Genomic DNA, 16,881 nt, shown 5'->3' on the forward strand with positions numbered 1-16,881 from the left:
TCGCCTTCGCGTGAGCCCCTATCGAGTCATCACGTGTTCAAGAAGATTTTGGTCGCCAACCGCGGAGAGATCGCCCTCAGAATCATCCGAGCCTGCAAGGAACTCGGGATCAAAACCGTGGCGATCCATTCCGAGGCCGATGCCAATGCCCTTCACACCAGGTTCGCGGACGAGCGTATCTGCGTCGGCCCGGCTGAGGACGCCCTGAGTTATCGCAACATCCCCAACGTCCTGAGCGCCGCCGAGATCACTGGCGCGGATGCCATCCATCCCGGTTACGGGTTCCTCTCGGAGAATGCCCATTTCGCCGAAGTCTGCGAATCCATCGGGATCAAATTCATCGGGCCGACCTCGGAAAATATCGCGCTGATGGGCGACAAAGCCAAGGCGCGGGAAATCGTGGCCCGCCGCGGGCTGCCTGTCACACCGGGCAGTCCCGGCGAAGTGCGAAGCGAAGCGGAAGCGCTGGAAGCGGCGAAGGCCATCGGGTTTCCCGTCATCATCAAAGCCTCGGCCGGCGGCGGCGGGCGCGGCATGCGGGTCGTCAACAAAGCCGAGGACCTCGCCCGTGCGTTTCAGGCCGCCCAGGCGGAAGCCAAAACCACGTTCGGCAACGAAGGGGTGTATCTCGAACGGTACTTTCTCGAACCCCGCCATATCGAAGTCCAAATCCTGGCCGACCACCGGGGGCGCGTCGTGTATCTCGGCGAGCGGGATTGCTCCATTCAGCGCCGTCACCAAAAGCTCGTCGAGGAAACCCCCTCGCCAGTCGTGGACGAGCGGCTGCGGCGGGAGATGGGCCGAGTGGCGGTCGAAGCGGTGAAAGCGGTGCACTACCGCAACGCTGGAACGGTGGAGTTTCTGCTGGACAAGGACCTCAATTTCTTTTTTATGGAAGTCAACGCCCGCATCCAGGTCGAGCATCCCATCACCGAGATGGTCACGGGAATCGATTTGATCAAGGAACAGATCCGCATCGCCGACGGACAACCGCTGTCGTTCAGGCAACAGGACATCCAGTTGACCGGACACAGCTTCGAATGCCGGATCAACGCCGAGTGTCCGGACAAGTTCACACCCTGCCCTGGGCGGATTACGAAATGGGCTCCACCGGGCGGTTTCGGGGTCCGGGTCGACTCCGCGATGGAAGCACAGGCGGTGGTCGTCCCGTACTACGATTCCATGATTGCGAAATTGATCACGCACGGACGCGACCGGCAGGAGGCGATGGCCCGCATGAGGCGGGCGCTCGACGAGTTCGTCATCGAAGGCATCAAGACCACCATTCCGCTGCATAAGAAAATCTTCAACGATCCCGATTTTCAGAAGGGCCACGTCTCGACGAGTTTTCTCGAGCGGTTCCTCGCGAATCACGCTTCCTGACCGTGTCCGATCGTGTGACCGCCATGTCCGCCCGGCCTGCGCCGCATCCGCTCTTGAAAGGTCTCTATCTGATTCTCGACCCGGCCGTCCGAGCGGACCGGCCGCTCGAGGAGGTCTTGCAGGAAGCGGCGGCTCACGGGGCGCGCCTGTTCCAGTACCGCGACAAACTCTCGCCCATGGGCGAGGCCTACCGACGTGCGATGGCGCTGCGTCGGGCCGCGGCGGAGACCGGTTCGCTGCTGATCGTCAACGACCGCTGCGACTTGGCTTTGGCGGTGGACGCTGACGGCGTCCACTTAGGACAGGAAGATGTCCCGCTGCCCCATGCCCGCTCCCTGCTCGGCGCGGGAAAGATCATCGGCGTTTCAACCCATCGCCCGGAACAGGTGGAGGAAGCCACCGAGGGGGGAGCCGACTACGTAGGGTTCGGGCCGATCTTTCCGACCGGAACGAAGTCGCAGCATGACCCGGTCGTCGGTCTCGACGGTCTGCGGGCGATTCGTCCGCTGACCGACCTGCCGGTCTTTGCGATCGGCGGGATCACAATCGAGTCCGTCGACGCGATTATGAGAGCCGGGGCCGACGGCGTCGCCGTGATTTCCGCCGTCCTCGCTGCCTCTGATATCGGACAGGCCGTCCGCACGTTCATCGCGCGCCTCCCAGCAGCAGATCGGCCAGCCAGCTGATCGTGTCGTCCTGCGCAATCCGGTCCAGCGTCGCCTCCCAGGAGCGCCCATCAACCCGTTGGTGCCGCAGTGGGCCGACGACCGGCGCTCCGCTGAGCTCGCGGATCAATTCGACGGTCGAGCGCGACTGTAACTCGGCGGCCGTGGCGGCCGCCATCGGAGCAGGCTCATTCAGCACAATCGCCAGCACGGTCAAGCCCCGTCGCCGCACCGCCTCGACGGTCAACAACGCATGGTTCACGCCGCCGAGGCTTGCGCGTCCCACGACGAGCACGGGCGTCTCCAGGCACGCAATCAAATCCCGTACATCCAGTCGGGGGGCGAGCGGTACCAGCACCCCGCCGATCCCTTCGATCAACAGCACCGCGTGTCTGCCCCGCAAGGTGTGCACCGCCCGGACAATCCGACTGACATCCACCGACTGGCCGGCACGTCGTGCCGCCGCCAGTGGAGCGAGGGGATCAGGAAAGCGGTAAGGAGCGATCAGGTCCAGAGCGTCCAGAACTCCAGCGGCGCGCGCCAAACGGTCCGCATCAGACAAGTCCGTTGCGCCATGCGTGGCACCCGTTTCGACCGGTTTCATCACACCGACCGCCAGACCCCGGTTCTTCAGATGTCGCGCGAGCGCCGCGGTGACGAACGTCTTCCCGACACCGGTATCCGTGCCCGTCACAAACACGCAAGGGATGGCAGGAACGGGAGAAAAGGACTCGGCCATGAAACGCTCAACCGGCATTAGACCGGGCGACTGTCGAGATTCCAAATCTGCCCGGAGACATCTTGCCGGAGCGCCAAATGGACGACGGTTCGGGCCACCTCTTCAAGACGCGGCGACCGTCCGAGCAGATGGTCGTCAAGATGCGCGGCGTCGGGCATGGCTGATCCGACCAATTCCGTCTGGTGCCAACCGGGATAGACGATATTAAGCCGGATGTTGGACCGACCCCATTCGCGGGCCGCCGTCCTGACCAGCCCGAGCAACCCCGCTTTCGAGGCGGCATAGGCGGCTTGGCCCGTCCCCCCGCAGTCCGCCGCGTACGAACCTACCACGATGATGGAGCCGTCCCGTCGACGCAACATCGGCGCGGCCGCCGCTTGCAGGCAATGAAAGGTCCCGGTCAAATTAGTCTCGATGACTTGCCGCCATTGCTCGGGATCATGGCGGATCAACAGTCCGCTGACCGCCTGGCCGGCGTTACAGACCACGACATCAAGCCGATCCCACCGATCGAGGAAGGCTCGGATCATCGTTCGAACTTGTTCAGCGGATCGGATGTCGGCCTGAAACAATGCGCCCTCTCCGCCCGACGAGACGACTGCCGCGCAAGTCAGTTCGGCTTCTTCGCGACGCTCTCGATAATGAATTCCCACCCTCCAACCCTCTTGCGCGAAGGCCAGGCAAATCGCCCGGCCGATGCCCCGCGAACCTCCGGTGACCAGCACCGTCTTGCGAGTTCCTGATCGCGACGGAGATGGGCGGGATTGCCGGCGTGACAGGTTCACCATGGTACGCCCGCATTATCGGCAAGGTCAGCCGGGATGGCAAGCGACGGCCTGGCCCGACAAGGTTCCTGGCGGAGGTCTCTTGCCGGGAGGAAAGGGAGTGTGGTACCGTTCTTTCCGCCATGGCCGAGGTCTCGGTCGGCACGATGGGTAAGCGTTTTCACACGAGCGGCTTTAGTCTTCTTATCGGGTTCAGCCTGCTGGCAAGCGCGGCCATCCTGCGCACGGCCGTCGCTGAGGAAGCAGAGGTCATTGCACAATCCGCCGAATATTTTCCGGATGCGATCGGAAACCGATGGGAGTATCGCGGTCACATCCTAGAGGGCCCTCTCCAAACCATCAACCACAAATTCTTTACCAATGTGTCGATGATCACCGGGACCCGTGTCCTCAGAGGGATCACCGTCACGGTCTTTCACGACACCAACGCAGGGAACCACGGGCCGTCCGACAGCTTCTATCGCCGTGATGCGGCTGGGATCGTCTATTACGGTTCGGAGCCCGGCACCCCGCTGGAACAACAATTGGTTCCCTACCAAATCGTGCAGTTTCCCTTGAAGTATCCGTCATCCTTCCAGCAGTTCGACCGTAAGAACCTGAATTTCGGAACGGATCTCGACGGGGACGGAATCGACGAACGGGTCGACGTGCATGGCGTCGTGAGCGTGATCGGAAGGGAACCGGTGACCGTCCCGGCCGGCACTTACTCGGACGCCGTCCGTGTCGAAGCTAAGATGACGCTTCGGATCCATCTCTCCGGCACCGGCAAGACGGCCGTCGGCACGGACCTGATGACCGCCTGGTTCGTCAAGGGCATTGGCCTGGCGAAGTACATCGAACGGCAGGAGTTACCGCCGTTCCGGACGGATCGAGGCCTGGCGACAGAGATCACCGAGGAGTTGGAAAAGGCAGAGATCAACGCGCCTCCGGCCTCACTCAGCCGGAGCGAATCCTCGGCGCAGCGTGTTTTCGCTGATCACGCGCGTAATCATGAACTGTGGGAGATAGTCTTCGCCGCCGGCCTTGGCTCCGATTCCTGAGAACCGATGCCCGCCGAACGGTTGTCGCCCTACCAGCGCGCCCGTGATCGGCCGGTTGATGTACAGATTGCCCACATCGAAGAGCCGTCGCGCCGCAAGAATGTTGGCGGGACTCCGCGAGTACAGCCCGCCGGTCAGCGCGTAGGCAGACTGGTTGGCCAACCGAAGCGCGTCTTCAAAGGTCTTCGCCCGCATGATCGCCAGAACCGGTCCGAAGATTTCCTCCTGGGCCAATCGATGGTCGGGTTGAATATCCGCGAAGACCGCTGGACCGACGACATAGCCAGGCTCCTCGACCTTCCGTTCGATCACCAGCCGTCCTTCTCGCTTGCCGATGTCGATATACTGCCGCACCTTATCGCGCGCCCGTGCGTCGATCATCGGTCCCACACGTGTGCCCGGATCTTCGGGGTTCCCGATCGTCAGGCTCTCCACCGCCTCGGCCAGACGCCGCACAAACACGTCATGGACGGCCTCATGGACGATGGCGCGAGAGCAGGCCGAGCATTTTTGTCCCTGATAGCCGGTGAATGACGTCACCACGCCGACGACGGCTTCGTCGAGGTCGGCCGTCTCATCGACGATGACAGCGTTCTTGCCTCCCATTTCTGCGATGACCCGCTTGACCATCCGCTGGCCCGGTGCGACTTGAGCCGCGCGGGCAACGATGCGAAGCCCGACATCTTTCGAACCGGTGAACGCGATCGTCGAGACCTCGGGCTGGTCGACCAAGGCCTGACCCAGCTCGGGGCCGCCGACGGCAAGCTGGAGCACGCCGGGCGGCACCCCGGCTTCGCCCAGAATACGAACCAAATGGTGTCCCATGACCGGCGACCGTTCCGAGGGTTTGAAGACGACCACGTTGCCGGTGACCAACGCGGCGGAGACCATGCCGGTCGGAATCGCCAGCGGGAAGTTCCACGGCGCGATGGCGACGGTTAGTCCGCGCGGCTCATACAGCAAATGATTCAATTCTCCCGGTTCGCGGCCCAACCGTTTGGGTTGCCCCAGCCGGAGCATCTCTCGCGCGTAGAACTCCAGAAAGTCGATCGCCTCGGCGACATCGGCGTCGGCTTCGCGCCATGGCTTGCCGGTTTCGAAGATTTCCCAAGCGGCCAGGTCGTATCGCTGCTCGCGCATGAGCGCGGCCGCTTTTTGGAGCACGGCCGCCCGACGGACGGGTGACGTCGCCCGCCACTCGTCGAACAGGTCGAGCGCCGCCCGGACCATAGCGGGCACGTCGGTCGGCGCGGCGGCCTTGGTGCGGCCGACGATCTGATGCGGCGCGCTGGGATTCATCGAGGCCATGTCGGCGCCGGAAAGGGAGACGCCGGGCGCAACACGGGGAGGGAAGGAGCCGCCCAATTGTTTCTTCACGCGGGCGATGCCGTCGTGCATGGCGGCGCGGACCGAGGCGCGGGAAAAATCCGAATGCGGCTCATTCACGAATCGGTCCGGCATCCCTTCCGCACGATCCACGGTTCGGCTGGGGACCTGCGGAGGAGCCAACAACCTTTCCAGTGGTTCCGATTCGACGTATTCCTTCCGCAAGAACGATTCGTTCGACGTATTTTCCAACAGTCGTCGGACCAGGTAGGCCATACCGGGCAGCAATTCGCCAACCGGCGTGTAGATTCGCAGACGGCGTCCCAACGACGTCACGGCCGTCTGAAACGGCTCAGCCATGCCGAAGATCATCTGATACTCCCACGCATTGGCCGCAAGACCCAAGGATTCTGCCGCGGCCTCAACGTAGGCCAGGCTGCGTAGATTGTGGGTGCCGAACGCAGGTCGGATCAGCTCGGCGTGTTGCAACAGCAGGGTTGTCAGCGCTTCGTAGTTCAAATCCGTCTCCGCCTTGTGTTCGAACAACGGCACCGGCCACCCTCTTTGTTGGTAGCGGATGGTGTCCGAGTCCCAATAGGCGCCCTTGACCAGTCGGATCGTGATCGGCGCCCCCCGCGCGCGGGTCCAGCTGAGCAGGGCTTCGATGTCCCGCCGGGTTTCTTTCAGATAGGCTTGCAAGGCTAGGCCGGCGAAGGGATAGGCTCGATAGGCGTCCTCAGAAAGGAGCCGCGTGAAAATCGACAGGATCAAATCTTTCGTCTCCACCTGCTCCATGTCAAAAATGATCGAAGCGGGCAAGGCACAAGCCATATCGAGGAGCGGGCGCAGGCGGGCTCCAACCGCTCGGAAGGCGCCCTCCGGATCGATGGGATCGAGTTGCGAATAGAGGGCGGAGACCTTGACCGACAACTGGATCCGCGGCAAGGTGCCAAGGTGGTCCCGCTCGAGCACGGGAACGGCGGGCCACGAGACCGATGCCTCACCCAGCCGCGCGAGGGTCTCCAGACAGCGATCCCGGTATCGATCGGCTTCGCGCTCGCTGACCGTCGCCTCGCCCAGTAAATCAACAGAGCAAGCTCGCTTGTCTGTCCAGAGCCGTTCCAGCACCGGCAGCGCCTCGTCGATGGTGGAGCCGGCGATGAACGTTCGCGCCATTTGCTCCACCTGATGGCGAATGGATCTGGCCCCTAGGCTCGCGCCGAGCGCGGTGGCCGAGAGCGCTTTGAGTCCCCACTGAAGGCCGAAAATCCGGCCGACGCTCTCACCGAAATATTCTTCTGCCAGTCGGGCGACCTGCCGATCGTCGCGCAGAGACGGGAGCACATCGACAAAACGAAAGAGCTGAACCTTGAAGGCCTCGTCCTTCATGGCCATGTTAATCAGGGTGTGAGACCAACGGCGCGGATCAAACACCGTCGGAGCGTGACCGGATGAGCGACGAGCCAGATCTTCTCCGATCTGCTTGATCCGAGTCTCAGAAGGAGGGGAAGATGCTTGCGCGCTCATGGTCCCGTACACAAGCAAGAATTGTGCGTGTCATGCTCAGTATACACCGGTGAGAGATTTTCTTGAAAATTCGGACAAGGTTGGATAGCATCGGGCGCGCAGAGGCCGTCGGTCTCACGACGGCGAAAGACGTGTGGGCGGAGGAGGAAGAATGGGCCAAACGAAGTATTCGTTGGATTATCTCACGATTGTGTTGTTCGCGGCAGTCACGCTGGCGACGGTGGTCGGCGTTCCGCTGTTCGGTTATTTCCATGGGTTTAGCGCGGTCGACTGGGCGATGTTGGGTATTTTGTACGTGGTGAGCGGGCTCGGCATCACCGTGGGCTATCACCGGCTGGTCGCCCATCGAAGCTTCGAATGTCCCGAGTGGGTGAAAGCATGTCTGTTGGTCGCAGGCGGGTGGGCGTTGGAAAACTCGGCCCTGCGCTGGTGCGCGGATCACATTCGGCACCATGCCCGTTGCGATCAAGAGGAAGACCCCTACAACGCGACGAAAGGATTTTGGTACAGCCATTGCGGGTGGATCTTCATCAAATCGCCGCACCGCGACGAGAAATATGAACTGCGTCTTCGCAAGGATCGGGTGGTGATGTGGCAGCATCGCTGGTATGTGCCGATCGTGCTGTCCGGTCTGGCTCTTCCTTTTGTCATCGGCCTGGTCAACGGAGGATGGATGGGCGGGTTGAGCTGTTTCCTGTTGGCCGGCATCTGCCGGACCTTCCTTGTGTTGAACTCGACCTTCTGCATCAACTCGATCTGCCACCTCTGGGGTTCCCAGCCGCACGGGACCTTCGACAGCAGCCGCGACAGTTGGTTTATCTCGTTGCTCACGTTCGGCGAAGGCTATCACAACTATCACCATACCTATCTCCGCGATTATCGAAACGGACCCAAATGGTATAACTTCGACCCCTCGAAGTGGCTGATCTACAGCTTATCGTTGGTCGGATTGGCGTACAACCTCCAACGGCAGAAATCGTAGCGATTACCCCCCACCATCGATTCCCGCGCCCCCCTCGGCCCAGGCTGCACCTGGGCCGAGAGGCCCATTTCTTTTCCTCGGCTCATCGCTTATGATGAACATGTGCGTGCCGGAAGACGGAAGATCTCCCGATCGCTGACCGAGAGGAAGGGAGTCTTATGCCCGAACTGAACCCCGGATCTTCAGCCCAGGAGGGACGCCATCTCATCCCAGGCGTCAGAAAGGTGATTGCCGTCAGCAGCGGCAAGGGCGGCGTGGGCAAGTCCACCGTCGCGGTCAACCTGGCGGTCGCGCTGAGTTTGAACGGGTCGAAGGTCGGGCTGTTGGACGCCGACATTTACGGCCCCAACACGCCGATGATGATGGGTGTGGAGAAGCCGCCAGAACAGAAGGACGGTAAGATCGTTCCGGCCGAGAGCCACGGCGTCAAACTGATTTCGATGGGGTTCTTCGTGCCGGAGGAGACCGCCGTCGTCTGGCGCGGCCCGATGGTGCACACCGCTATCCAGCAGTTTTTCCGCGATGTCCTGTGGGGAGAACTGGACTACCTGCTGATCGATCTGCCGCCCGGCACCGGCGACGCGCAACTGACGCTATCCCAACTGGTCCCGCTCTCCGGCGCCATCGCCGTGACTACGCCCCAAGAAGTCGCGCTGCATGACGTGCGCAAGGGACTGATGATGTTCCAGAAAGTCAACGTGCCGTTGCTGGGTATCATTGAAAACATGAGTTACTTCGTCTGTGGCCATTGCGGGCACCGCACCGACATCTTTTCGCACGGAGGCGGGGAACGGGCGGCGGAAAAACTGGGCATCCCGTTTTTGGGTCGGATTCCGATCGATCCCGCCATTCGCGACGGCGGCGACACCGGCAGGCCGATCGTCGTGGCCGATCCCCAGTCGCCACAGGCGGCGGCCTTTCGCGATATTGCGGCCAAGATCGCGGCTCGGCTTGCGGAAACGGGCGCGGGGGAAGAAGAACAGGGCGTCGAGCGTTTGCTGAAAAAAATCAAAGGACCTTTCGCGGACAAGTAGCACGGTGGCAAGCCCAGGGGAATACCAGAGGGATCAACGGATGCATTTTCGACGCGACGCGTCGCTTTGCAAACGAGGGGAGGAGACGGCATGGCGGATTTCGTAAGGGTCGCGAGCACGTCGGACATCGCTCCGGGAAGCGGGATGGTCGCCGAGGTCAACGGGCAAACCATCGCGGTGTTCAATGTCGACGGCACCTATTATGCGATCGACAACACCTGTGTCCATCGGGGCGGCCCGCTCGGCGAGGGCGACCTGGACGGCGAGGTGGTCACCTGCCCCTGGCATGGCTGGCAGTTCAACGTGAAGACCGGCGTGTCGGTCAATAACCCTTCCGCCTGCGTCAAATCCTACCAGGTCAAAGTCGACGGAACGGACGTCAAAGTGCTGTTGTGATTGCGGCCCTTCGGTGAGGGCTGCCCTCTCCTTTTCGTTCCCTCCCGGCCCCCGTGACAGTCTGACCAGCACCGACGTGCCGCAGACTTGTGCGAGTCTCCTCCGTCCATGCATAATACCGTCGGATGGACCGCGCCGACCTGCTGTCACTGTATCGTCAGATGTTCCTGATCCGCCGCTTCGAAGAGAAGTCGGCGGAGATGTATGCCCTCGCCAAGATCGCCGGATTTCTTCATCTGTACATCGGAGAAGAAGCCGTCGCCGTGGGAGCGATTGCGGCCATCCGGCCCGACGACTATGTCATCAGCGCCTATCGCGATCACGGCCATTGCCTCGCCCGCGGCTCGGACCCGGGAAAAGTGATGGCCGAGCTGTTCGGCAAAGCCACTGGCCTGTGCAAAGGAAAGGGTGGCTCCATGCACCTGGTGGACGCGGAGCGCCGGTTCATGGGCGGGTACGCAATCGTCGGCGGTCACATCCCGCTCGCGACCGGCCTGGCCTTCGCGGCCAAATATCAGCAGCATGACCAGGTGGTCCTATGCTTTTTCGGGGAGGGAGCCGTGCCCAGCGGGCATGCGCACGAAGCGTTCAACCTGGCAGCGCTTTGGAAGTTGCCGGTGATCTTCATTTGCGAGAACAACCGATACGGGATGGGTACGCCAGTTGAGCGGGCCATCGCGTTGTATTCCAATGTCGCCGAAACGGCGCGGTCCTATGGCATCATGGCCGAGCGCGTCGACGGCATGGACGTGCTGGCCGTCCGGGCGCTGACGCAGAAAGCGGTGGAGCAAGTGCACTCTGGCCAGGGCCCGTTTTTCATCGAGGCGATGACGTACCGATTCATGGGCCACTCCATGGCGGACCCGGCGCACGGACACTACCGGACGAAGGAAGAAGTGGAGGAATATCGGAAACGTGACCCACTGCTGCTCCTGAGACAGACGATTGTGACCAACCGTCTCGGCACGGAGGCCGATTTAAAAGCCATCGAGCGCGAAGTGAACGACGTCGTGGACGCCGCGGTCCGATTCGCCGAGGAGAGTCCCTTCCCCGAGCCTCACGAATTGTATACCGACGTGATGGTCGAGGAATGACCATGCCGCAGGAGCTGACCTATCGCGAAGCGCTCAACCAGGCCATGCGCGAGGAAATGCGGCGGGATCCGCGCGTGTTCCTGATCGGCGAAGAAGTCGGGTACTACCAAGGCGCGTTCAAAGTCAGCAAAGGCTTTGTCGAGGAATTCGGCCCCCAGCGGGTGCTGGACACGCCGATCACCGAAGCCGGCTTCACCGGACTGGCGATCGGGGCGGCGATGGCGGGTTTACGCCCGATCGTCGAGTTGATGACCTTCAATTTCGGCATCCTGGCCCTTGACCAGATCGTCAACAACGCTGCCAAAATCCGCTATATGTCCGGCGGCCAACTGTCGGTCCCTATGGTGATCCGGGGACCGGGCAGCGCCGCCCATCAACTGGCGGCGCAACACTCCCAAAGTCTTGAGGCCTGGTTCTGTCACGTGCCGGGACTGAAAGTGATCGCGCCGGCCACGCCGCACGACGCCAAGGGCCTGCTGAAAAGCGCCATCCGCGACCCGAACCCTGTCATTTTCATCGAGGCTCAGCTTCTCTACGGGACCAAAGGGCAAGTGGGGGACGGTGAGTTCACGATCCCCATCGGCCAGGCGGCGGTCAAACGGTCTGGTCGGGATGTCACGATTGTGGCCTATTCGAAGATGCTCCTGGTGGCCTTGGAGGCGGCGGAAGCGTTGAGCAAGGACGGGCTCCAGGCGGAAGTGATCGATCCGCGCACGTTGAAGCCCTTGGATCTGACTACGATCGTGGAGTCGGTGAAAAAAACCGGTCGTCTGGTGATTGTGGAAGAGGGATGGCGTTTTTGCGGGTTGGGCGCGCAAATCGCTGACAGCGTGTATGCCGCGGCCCTCGAGTATCTGGATGCCCCGATCATACGCGTCACCGGCGAAGATGTCCCGATGCCGTACAGCCGCCCGCTGGAAGATGCCGCGATTCCGGACAAGGCCAGGGTCATTGCCGCGGTCCGGCGCGTCACATACCGAACCTGACAAGGAGGAACGACTCATGGCCGGGCGACCCGTCATCGGGCACATCGAACTCACCGAGACCTTGGTCCGCCTCTACGTGTTCTTGACCCAATACCTGGACCGTTGTCTGGACGAAGCGGCGCGGAAGGCCTATCCGGACGAGGAATTGGAGGCGCATCTCTCTACCACCAGATCCCAAACGATGGAGATGCTGACGGTCAACCCGGTGGTGAAGGGCAAGGTCGAAACAGAGTGCGACCGAGTCCTTGCGCTGGGCGCAGCCTGTCTGAAAGGCGGAACGGGAAAGACCGCCGTGTTGGAAGACGTGAAGGCTGAACGCGCGGTGTTGAAACACAAGACGATCGCGTTGAGCGATCTGCTGGCTGTCTTCCGCGCGCAATGACGGCGCCGGGATCGAAGGGATTCGATGGCGGTGGATCAGAGGGACACCTATCGAATCGCCGGCTTCGACGCCCGCGAACGGGGCTTCAACCGACCGGCGGATATCGAACGCGGCGGCGACGGATACCGGGCCGTCTTCCGGTACGAGACCGAGCGTATCCTGACAGGGGACAGGGACACCCGCGAGGCTGCGCTGATCGAGCTCGTTCGGATGCTCCAGGCACGAGGGTACCGCCAGCTCAGGAGCCAGTTGAGCGTCCGCCACGGCGTGTATCTGGGCTCTCAAGAGCCGTGGATCGAGTATCCGGACCCGGCGGGGCAATCGGAGACACACGGGCTCTTCAACCTCATGGAACGGCTGCGCCGGTGGTTCACGATCTGACCCCGCATCGGTGAGAAGCTGAAGGTGAGGAGCGGCCTATGGCGAGTCGCGTCGTGATGCCCAAACTGACGGACACGATGGAAGAAGGCGTCGTCGTCAAATGGAAGAAACGCGAGGGCGACAGGGTAGCGGCCGGCGATGTGCTGGCTGAAATCGAGACGGATAAAGCCGTCATGGACCTCGAAGCCTTCGCCTCCGGCATTCTTCGCAAAATTCTCGTGCGCGAGGGCGAAACCGTCAAATCCGGCACGCTGATCGGCGTCATCGCCGAGGCGGACGAGGATATCACCAACGCGCTCGCCGACCGCATCGAGGCCGCGCCATCGACACAGGCCGAGAAGCCGGCGGCATCCGCGCGGCCCTCCGAGACCCCGCCCGTCGTAGCGGAATCGGCCGCCAAAGCGACGCGCATCCTCGCCTCCCCCCGTGCGAAGGCCTTAGCCGCCGAGAAGGGCGTCGATCTTTCCACGATCACGGGCACTGGCCCGGATGGGCGAATCGTCGAGGAAGACGTGTTGAAGGCGGCGTCGGCCGCCGAACCGGTTCCATCCACGGGTGTCGACGTCCCGCTCAGCCAAATGCGCAAGGCCATCGTCCGAGCCACCACCCAGAGCAAGGCACCGGTTCCGCATTTTTACCTGACGATCGAGATCGACATGGAAGAAGCCGAACGGCTCAGGCATCACTTCAAACAGAGTCGCCGGACGCACCCGAGCGTGACGGATCTGCTGATCAAAGCGGCGGCGCTGGCGCTCGCCAAGCATCCGGAGATTAATGTTTCCTTTACCGGCGAGGCCATCCGCCGGCACGGTTCGATCGACATCGGCATCGCCGTCGGGATGGAGGACGGGCTCGTCACGCCGGTCGTGCGAAACTGCGGCGCCAAGCCGCTCGAGCAGATCGCAGCAGAGTCGCGCGCGCTCATTGAACGGGCGCGCAGCAGGCGACTGCAACCACAGGAGTACACCGGGGCAACGTTTACCATTTCCAACCTGGGAATGTTCGATGTGGACAATTTTATCGCCGTGCTCATGCCGCCCGAAGCGGCAGCCCTGGCCGTCGGCGCCATTCGCGACGTGCCGGTGGCGAAGAAGGGGATCGTGACCATCGGCCAGCGCATGACAGTCACCATGTCCTGCGACCATCGCGCCATCGACGGCTTGCAAGGGGCGCAGTTTCTGAAAGAGTTCAAACGCATCCTGGAGCATCCGATAGAATTGATCCTGCCGAAGGAGCTGTGATGAGCTTCGTCCCGCTCTCCGAAGTCCGGAAGACCGATGGGAAGATGCTTTTGCCCGGCGGCCTGACCCGCCGGCTTCCGCCCTGGTTCAAGGTCCGCATGCAGCGAGGGCCAGACTACCAGGACATCCGGCGGATCGTCGATACGCTCCACCTGCACACGATCTGTGAAGAAGCCCGTTGCCCAAACGTATGGGAATGTTGGAACGCCAGAACGGCCACCTTTTTGATTCTCGGCGATCTCTGCACCCGACGCTGCCACTATTGCGCGGTGACGACCGGCCGGCCTCAGGCGGTCGACGTCGAAGAACCGAGACGCGTCGCTGACGCCGTTCGCACCCTAGGACTGCGACACGCGGTGATCACTTCCGTCAACCGGGACGAATTGGAAGACGGCGGGGCATCCGTCTTTGCTGAAACCATCCGGCAGATTAAGCTGACGACACCGTCCTGTACGGTGGAAGTGCTCATCCCAGACTTTGAAGGCGACGAGACGGCGCTGGCGACGGTGGCGGCAGAGAAGCCGGACATTCTCAACCATAACATCGAAACGGTGCCTCGGCTGTTTCCGTCCATCCGGCCGCAAGGCAGGTACTGCCGATCGATCGAGTTGTTGGCCCGCGCCAAACGCTTGGGCCTGCGTACCAAATCAGGCCTGATTGTCGGGATGGGGGAGACCGTCGAGGAAGTGCGGGCAGTGATGCGCGACCTACGGGCGGTCGGCTGCGACATTCTGACCATCGGCCAGTATCTTCAACCAACCAAACGACACCTGCCGGTCGCCCGCTTTTATCATCCTGACGAGTTCGCCGCTTTGAAAGCCGAAGGATTGGCGATGGGATTCAGCCACGTCGAATCTGGTCCGCTGGTGCGCAGCTCCTATCACGCCGCTGAACAGACCGGCGATGGTTGCCGCACGGGCGGAGGACGCACGGTCTAGGCAGTTCCCCCGCGCCATCCGCTCCGTTGTCGCCAGCTCGAACCTGTCGGCACGTCACCGCTTCAGCTCGGAGACGCTCTCCGCTATCCGCCAGGCCGTCGCAGCCCTGTGCCATCAGGAACGGGAAAAGAGAAGACAGGACAAAGTTGGTTCACGAACCGGTTCGTGGATTGCGGGCTCCCTTGCAGCTTCCACCCGCGACGGAGTTACCGAGCCATCAATATCCGAGCGATCAGTGCCTGGGCCTCTTCCTGAATGCGGCGGAGATGGTCGAGGCCGAGAAAGCTTTCGGCGTAGAGCTTGTACACGGCCTCCGTCCCGGAGGGTCGAGCGGCGAACCAGCCGTGCTCGGTGATGACTTTCAACCCGCCGATCGGCGCGCCGTTGCCGGGCGCGGTGGTGAGCTTCGCGATGATTCGATCACCGGCCAGTTCCGTCACCGGTACCTGTTCGGGGGAGAGTTTGGACAGGATGGCCTTTTGTTCCGGTGTTGCCGGCGCGTCGATCCGTTCGTAAGCCGGATCGCCCAACTCGTGGGTGATCTCCCGATAAAGTTGAGCCGGATCGCGGCCGGTCCGCGCCATCATCTCCGCCGCCAACAGATCCATGATGATGCCATCCTTGTCGGTGGTCCACACCGTCCCGTCTCGCCGCAGGAACGACGCGCCGGCGCTCTCCTCTCCGCCGAAGCCGAGCGAGCCGTCCAGCAGTCCGTTCACAAACCATTTAAAGCCGACGGGGACCTCGACGAGCTTCCGCCCGAGCTTGGCGGCCACGCGATCGAGCAGGGTGCTGCTGACGAGCGTTTTGCCCACCGCCGCGTCTGGTCTCCATTCGGGACGATGAGAAAACAGAAACCAGATTGCCACGGCCAGGTAATGATTGGGATTCATGAGGCCGGCCGAGCGTGTCACGATCCCGTGCCGGTCGTTGTCCGCATCGTTCCCAAACGCCACGTCAAAGCGATCCTTGAGCGCAATCAAGTTAGCCATGGCGTAGGGCGAGGAGCAGTCCATGCGGATCTTTCCGTCCCAATCCAGCGGCATGAACCGAAACGTCGGATCCACCGTGCGGTTGACGACCTCGATCTGCAATCCGTAGCGCTCAGCGATCGGTTCCCAATAGGCCACGCCGGAACCGCCGAGGGGATCCACGCCGAGTCTGAGCGCGGCCGACCGGATGGCTTCCATGTCCACGACGGACTGGAGGTCCTCGACGTAGGCACCAATGTAGTCGTGCGCGTGGATCGTAGAGGCGCGGCGCGCACGACTATAAGGCATCCGCGCAACGCCGTACAGGTCGGCGGCGAGCAAGGCGTTGGCCCGCTCTTCGATCCAGGCAGTCACTTGGGTGTCGGCCGGACCGCCCGACGGCGGGTTGTATTTGAAGCCGCCGTCTTCGGGCGGATTGTGCGAGGGCGTGATGACAATGCCGTCAGCCGCACCGGTGGTTCGGTTGCGGTTGTGCGTCAGGATGGCATGGGAAATGACTGGCGTGGGGGTGTAGCCGCCGGCGTCATCCACTATGACGTCGACCCCGTTGCCTGCCAACACCTCGATCGCGCTCGCAAACGCCGGTTCGGACAACGCATGGGTGTCTATGCCCAGATAAAGCGGACCGGCGATGCCTTGCGCCCGGCGGTACTCGCAGATCGCCTGGGTGATCGCCAGAATGTGCGCTTCGTTAAAGCTGCGCGTGAAGGCCGAACCGCGATGACCGGATGTGCCGAAGGAGACCCGTTGCTCGTGGAGGGCGGGATCCGGCTTCTCCGCATAGTACGCCGTGATCAGCCGGGGAATGTTGATCAAGCTCGAGGCCGGGGCGGGCTTGCCCGCCAGCGGATGCAGACCCATAGCTGTCTCCCCCTCCAAATCTTTTTCGGCGATCTGGCACGTCGGCGTTGCGACCATAATGATGGTGCCGCCCGCGTGTCAACCGCCGGGTACGGCACGTGCCGGTCGAATTGACTCTCCTCCAACCCC

16 protein-coding genes are annotated in these 16,881 nt (G+C 62.3%); 12 read left to right on the plus strand and 4 right to left on the minus strand.

The annotated features are described in order from the left end of the window. The first annotated feature begins 33 nt into the window (after nt 1-33). Nucleotides 34-1,383 carry an acetyl-CoA carboxylase biotin carboxylase subunit gene (accC, locus tag ACWHTU_RS09530; protein WP_447859100.1) on the plus strand — a complete coding sequence of 450 codons (1,350 nt, stop codon included), beginning with the start codon at nt 34-36 and terminating at the stop codon, nt 1,381-1,383. A 23-nt stretch (nt 1,384-1,406) separates the two neighbouring features. Further along, nucleotides 1,407-2,069, plus strand: a complete 663-nt coding sequence (gene thiE, locus ACWHTU_RS09535) for a thiamine phosphate synthase (protein ID WP_447863340.1) — start codon at nt 1,407-1,409, stop codon at nt 2,067-2,069. Here thiE and bioD read toward each other — a convergent pair. Continuing rightward, nucleotides 2,029-2,787, minus strand: a complete 759-nt coding sequence (gene bioD / locus ACWHTU_RS09540) for a dethiobiotin synthase (RefSeq protein WP_447859101.1) — start codon at nt 2,785-2,787, stop codon at nt 2,029-2,031. The two genes, thiE and bioD, sit on opposite strands and share 41 nt — an antisense overlap. Nucleotides 2,788-2,804: 17 nt before the next feature. Continuing rightward, nucleotides 2,805-3,512: an SDR family NAD(P)-dependent oxidoreductase gene (locus ACWHTU_RS09545; protein WP_447859102.1), complete on the minus strand. Its 708-nt coding sequence runs from the start codon at nt 3,510-3,512 to the stop codon at nt 2,805-2,807. A 182-nt stretch (nt 3,513-3,694) separates the two neighbouring features. Between ACWHTU_RS09545 and ACWHTU_RS09550 the strand changes: the two genes are divergently transcribed. Continuing rightward, the gene (locus ACWHTU_RS09550) at nt 3,695-4,612 is read left to right on the plus strand and encodes a hypothetical protein (protein WP_447859103.1); all 918 of its coding nucleotides are present in this window, start codon (nt 3,695-3,697) and stop codon (nt 4,610-4,612) included. Here ACWHTU_RS09550 and ACWHTU_RS09555 read toward each other — a convergent pair. Continuing rightward, nucleotides 4,505-7,465, minus strand: a complete 2,961-nt coding sequence (locus tag ACWHTU_RS09555; RefSeq protein WP_447859104.1) for a proline dehydrogenase family protein — start codon at nt 7,463-7,465, stop codon at nt 4,505-4,507. The two genes, ACWHTU_RS09550 and ACWHTU_RS09555, sit on opposite strands and share 108 nt — an antisense overlap. 151 nt (nt 7,466-7,616) lie before the next feature. On the opposite strand from ACWHTU_RS09555, the gene ACWHTU_RS09560 reads away from it, so the two are divergent. From ACWHTU_RS09560 to lipA, 9 genes are all read left to right on the plus strand, one after another. Further along, nucleotides 7,617-8,447, plus strand: a complete 831-nt coding sequence (locus ACWHTU_RS09560) for an acyl-CoA desaturase (RefSeq protein ID WP_447859105.1) — start codon at nt 7,617-7,619, stop codon at nt 8,445-8,447. A 158-nt stretch (nt 8,448-8,605) separates the two neighbouring features. Further along, nucleotides 8,606-9,481, plus strand: coding sequence for an Mrp/NBP35 family ATP-binding protein (locus tag ACWHTU_RS09565; protein WP_447859107.1), 876 nt, complete (start codon nt 8,606-8,608; stop codon nt 9,479-9,481). Nucleotides 9,482-9,571: 90 nt separating this feature from the next. Beyond that, nucleotides 9,572-9,877: a Rieske (2Fe-2S) protein gene (locus ACWHTU_RS09570; RefSeq protein ID WP_447859108.1), complete on the plus strand. Its 306-nt coding sequence runs from the start codon at nt 9,572-9,574 to the stop codon at nt 9,875-9,877. 125 nt (nt 9,878-10,002) lie between these two features. Next, a complete protein-coding gene (gene pdhA / locus ACWHTU_RS09575; protein WP_447859109.1) occupies nt 10,003-10,971 on the plus strand; it encodes a pyruvate dehydrogenase (acetyl-transferring) E1 component subunit alpha in 969 nt (322 codons plus the stop codon). A gap of 2 nt (nt 10,972-10,973) precedes the next feature. Continuing rightward, complete coding sequence (locus ACWHTU_RS09580; RefSeq protein WP_447859110.1) at nt 10,974-11,957, plus strand: pyruvate dehydrogenase complex E1 component subunit beta; 984 nt, start codon at nt 10,974-10,976, stop codon at nt 11,955-11,957. A 16-nt stretch (nt 11,958-11,973) separates the two neighbouring features. Beyond that, nucleotides 11,974-12,339, plus strand: coding sequence for a hypothetical protein (locus tag ACWHTU_RS09585; RefSeq protein ID WP_447859111.1), 366 nt, complete (start codon nt 11,974-11,976; stop codon nt 12,337-12,339). 24 nt (nt 12,340-12,363) lie between these two features. Next, entirely contained in the window at nt 12,364-12,720 is a 357-nt protein-coding gene (locus tag ACWHTU_RS09590; protein ID WP_447859112.1) for a hypothetical protein, read from the plus strand. A 38-nt stretch (nt 12,721-12,758) separates the two neighbouring features. Continuing rightward, nucleotides 12,759-13,961, plus strand: a complete 1,203-nt coding sequence (locus ACWHTU_RS09595) for a dihydrolipoamide acetyltransferase family protein (protein WP_447859113.1) — start codon at nt 12,759-12,761, stop codon at nt 13,959-13,961. Further along, nucleotides 13,961-14,899: a lipoyl synthase gene (lipA, locus tag ACWHTU_RS09600; protein ID WP_447859115.1), complete on the plus strand. Its 939-nt coding sequence runs from the start codon at nt 13,961-13,963 to the stop codon at nt 14,897-14,899. Before ACWHTU_RS09595 ends, lipA begins: the two co-directional genes overlap by 1 nt. Nucleotides 14,900-15,105: 206 nt before the next feature. On the opposite strand, the gene pgm is transcribed toward lipA, so the two are convergent. After that, entirely contained in the window at nt 15,106-16,752 is a 1,647-nt protein-coding gene (pgm, locus tag ACWHTU_RS09605; RefSeq protein WP_447859116.1) for a phosphoglucomutase (alpha-D-glucose-1,6-bisphosphate-dependent), read from the minus strand. Nucleotides 16,753-16,881 lie beyond the last annotated feature (129 nt).

This window comes from Nitrospira calida, assembly GCF_976986435.1.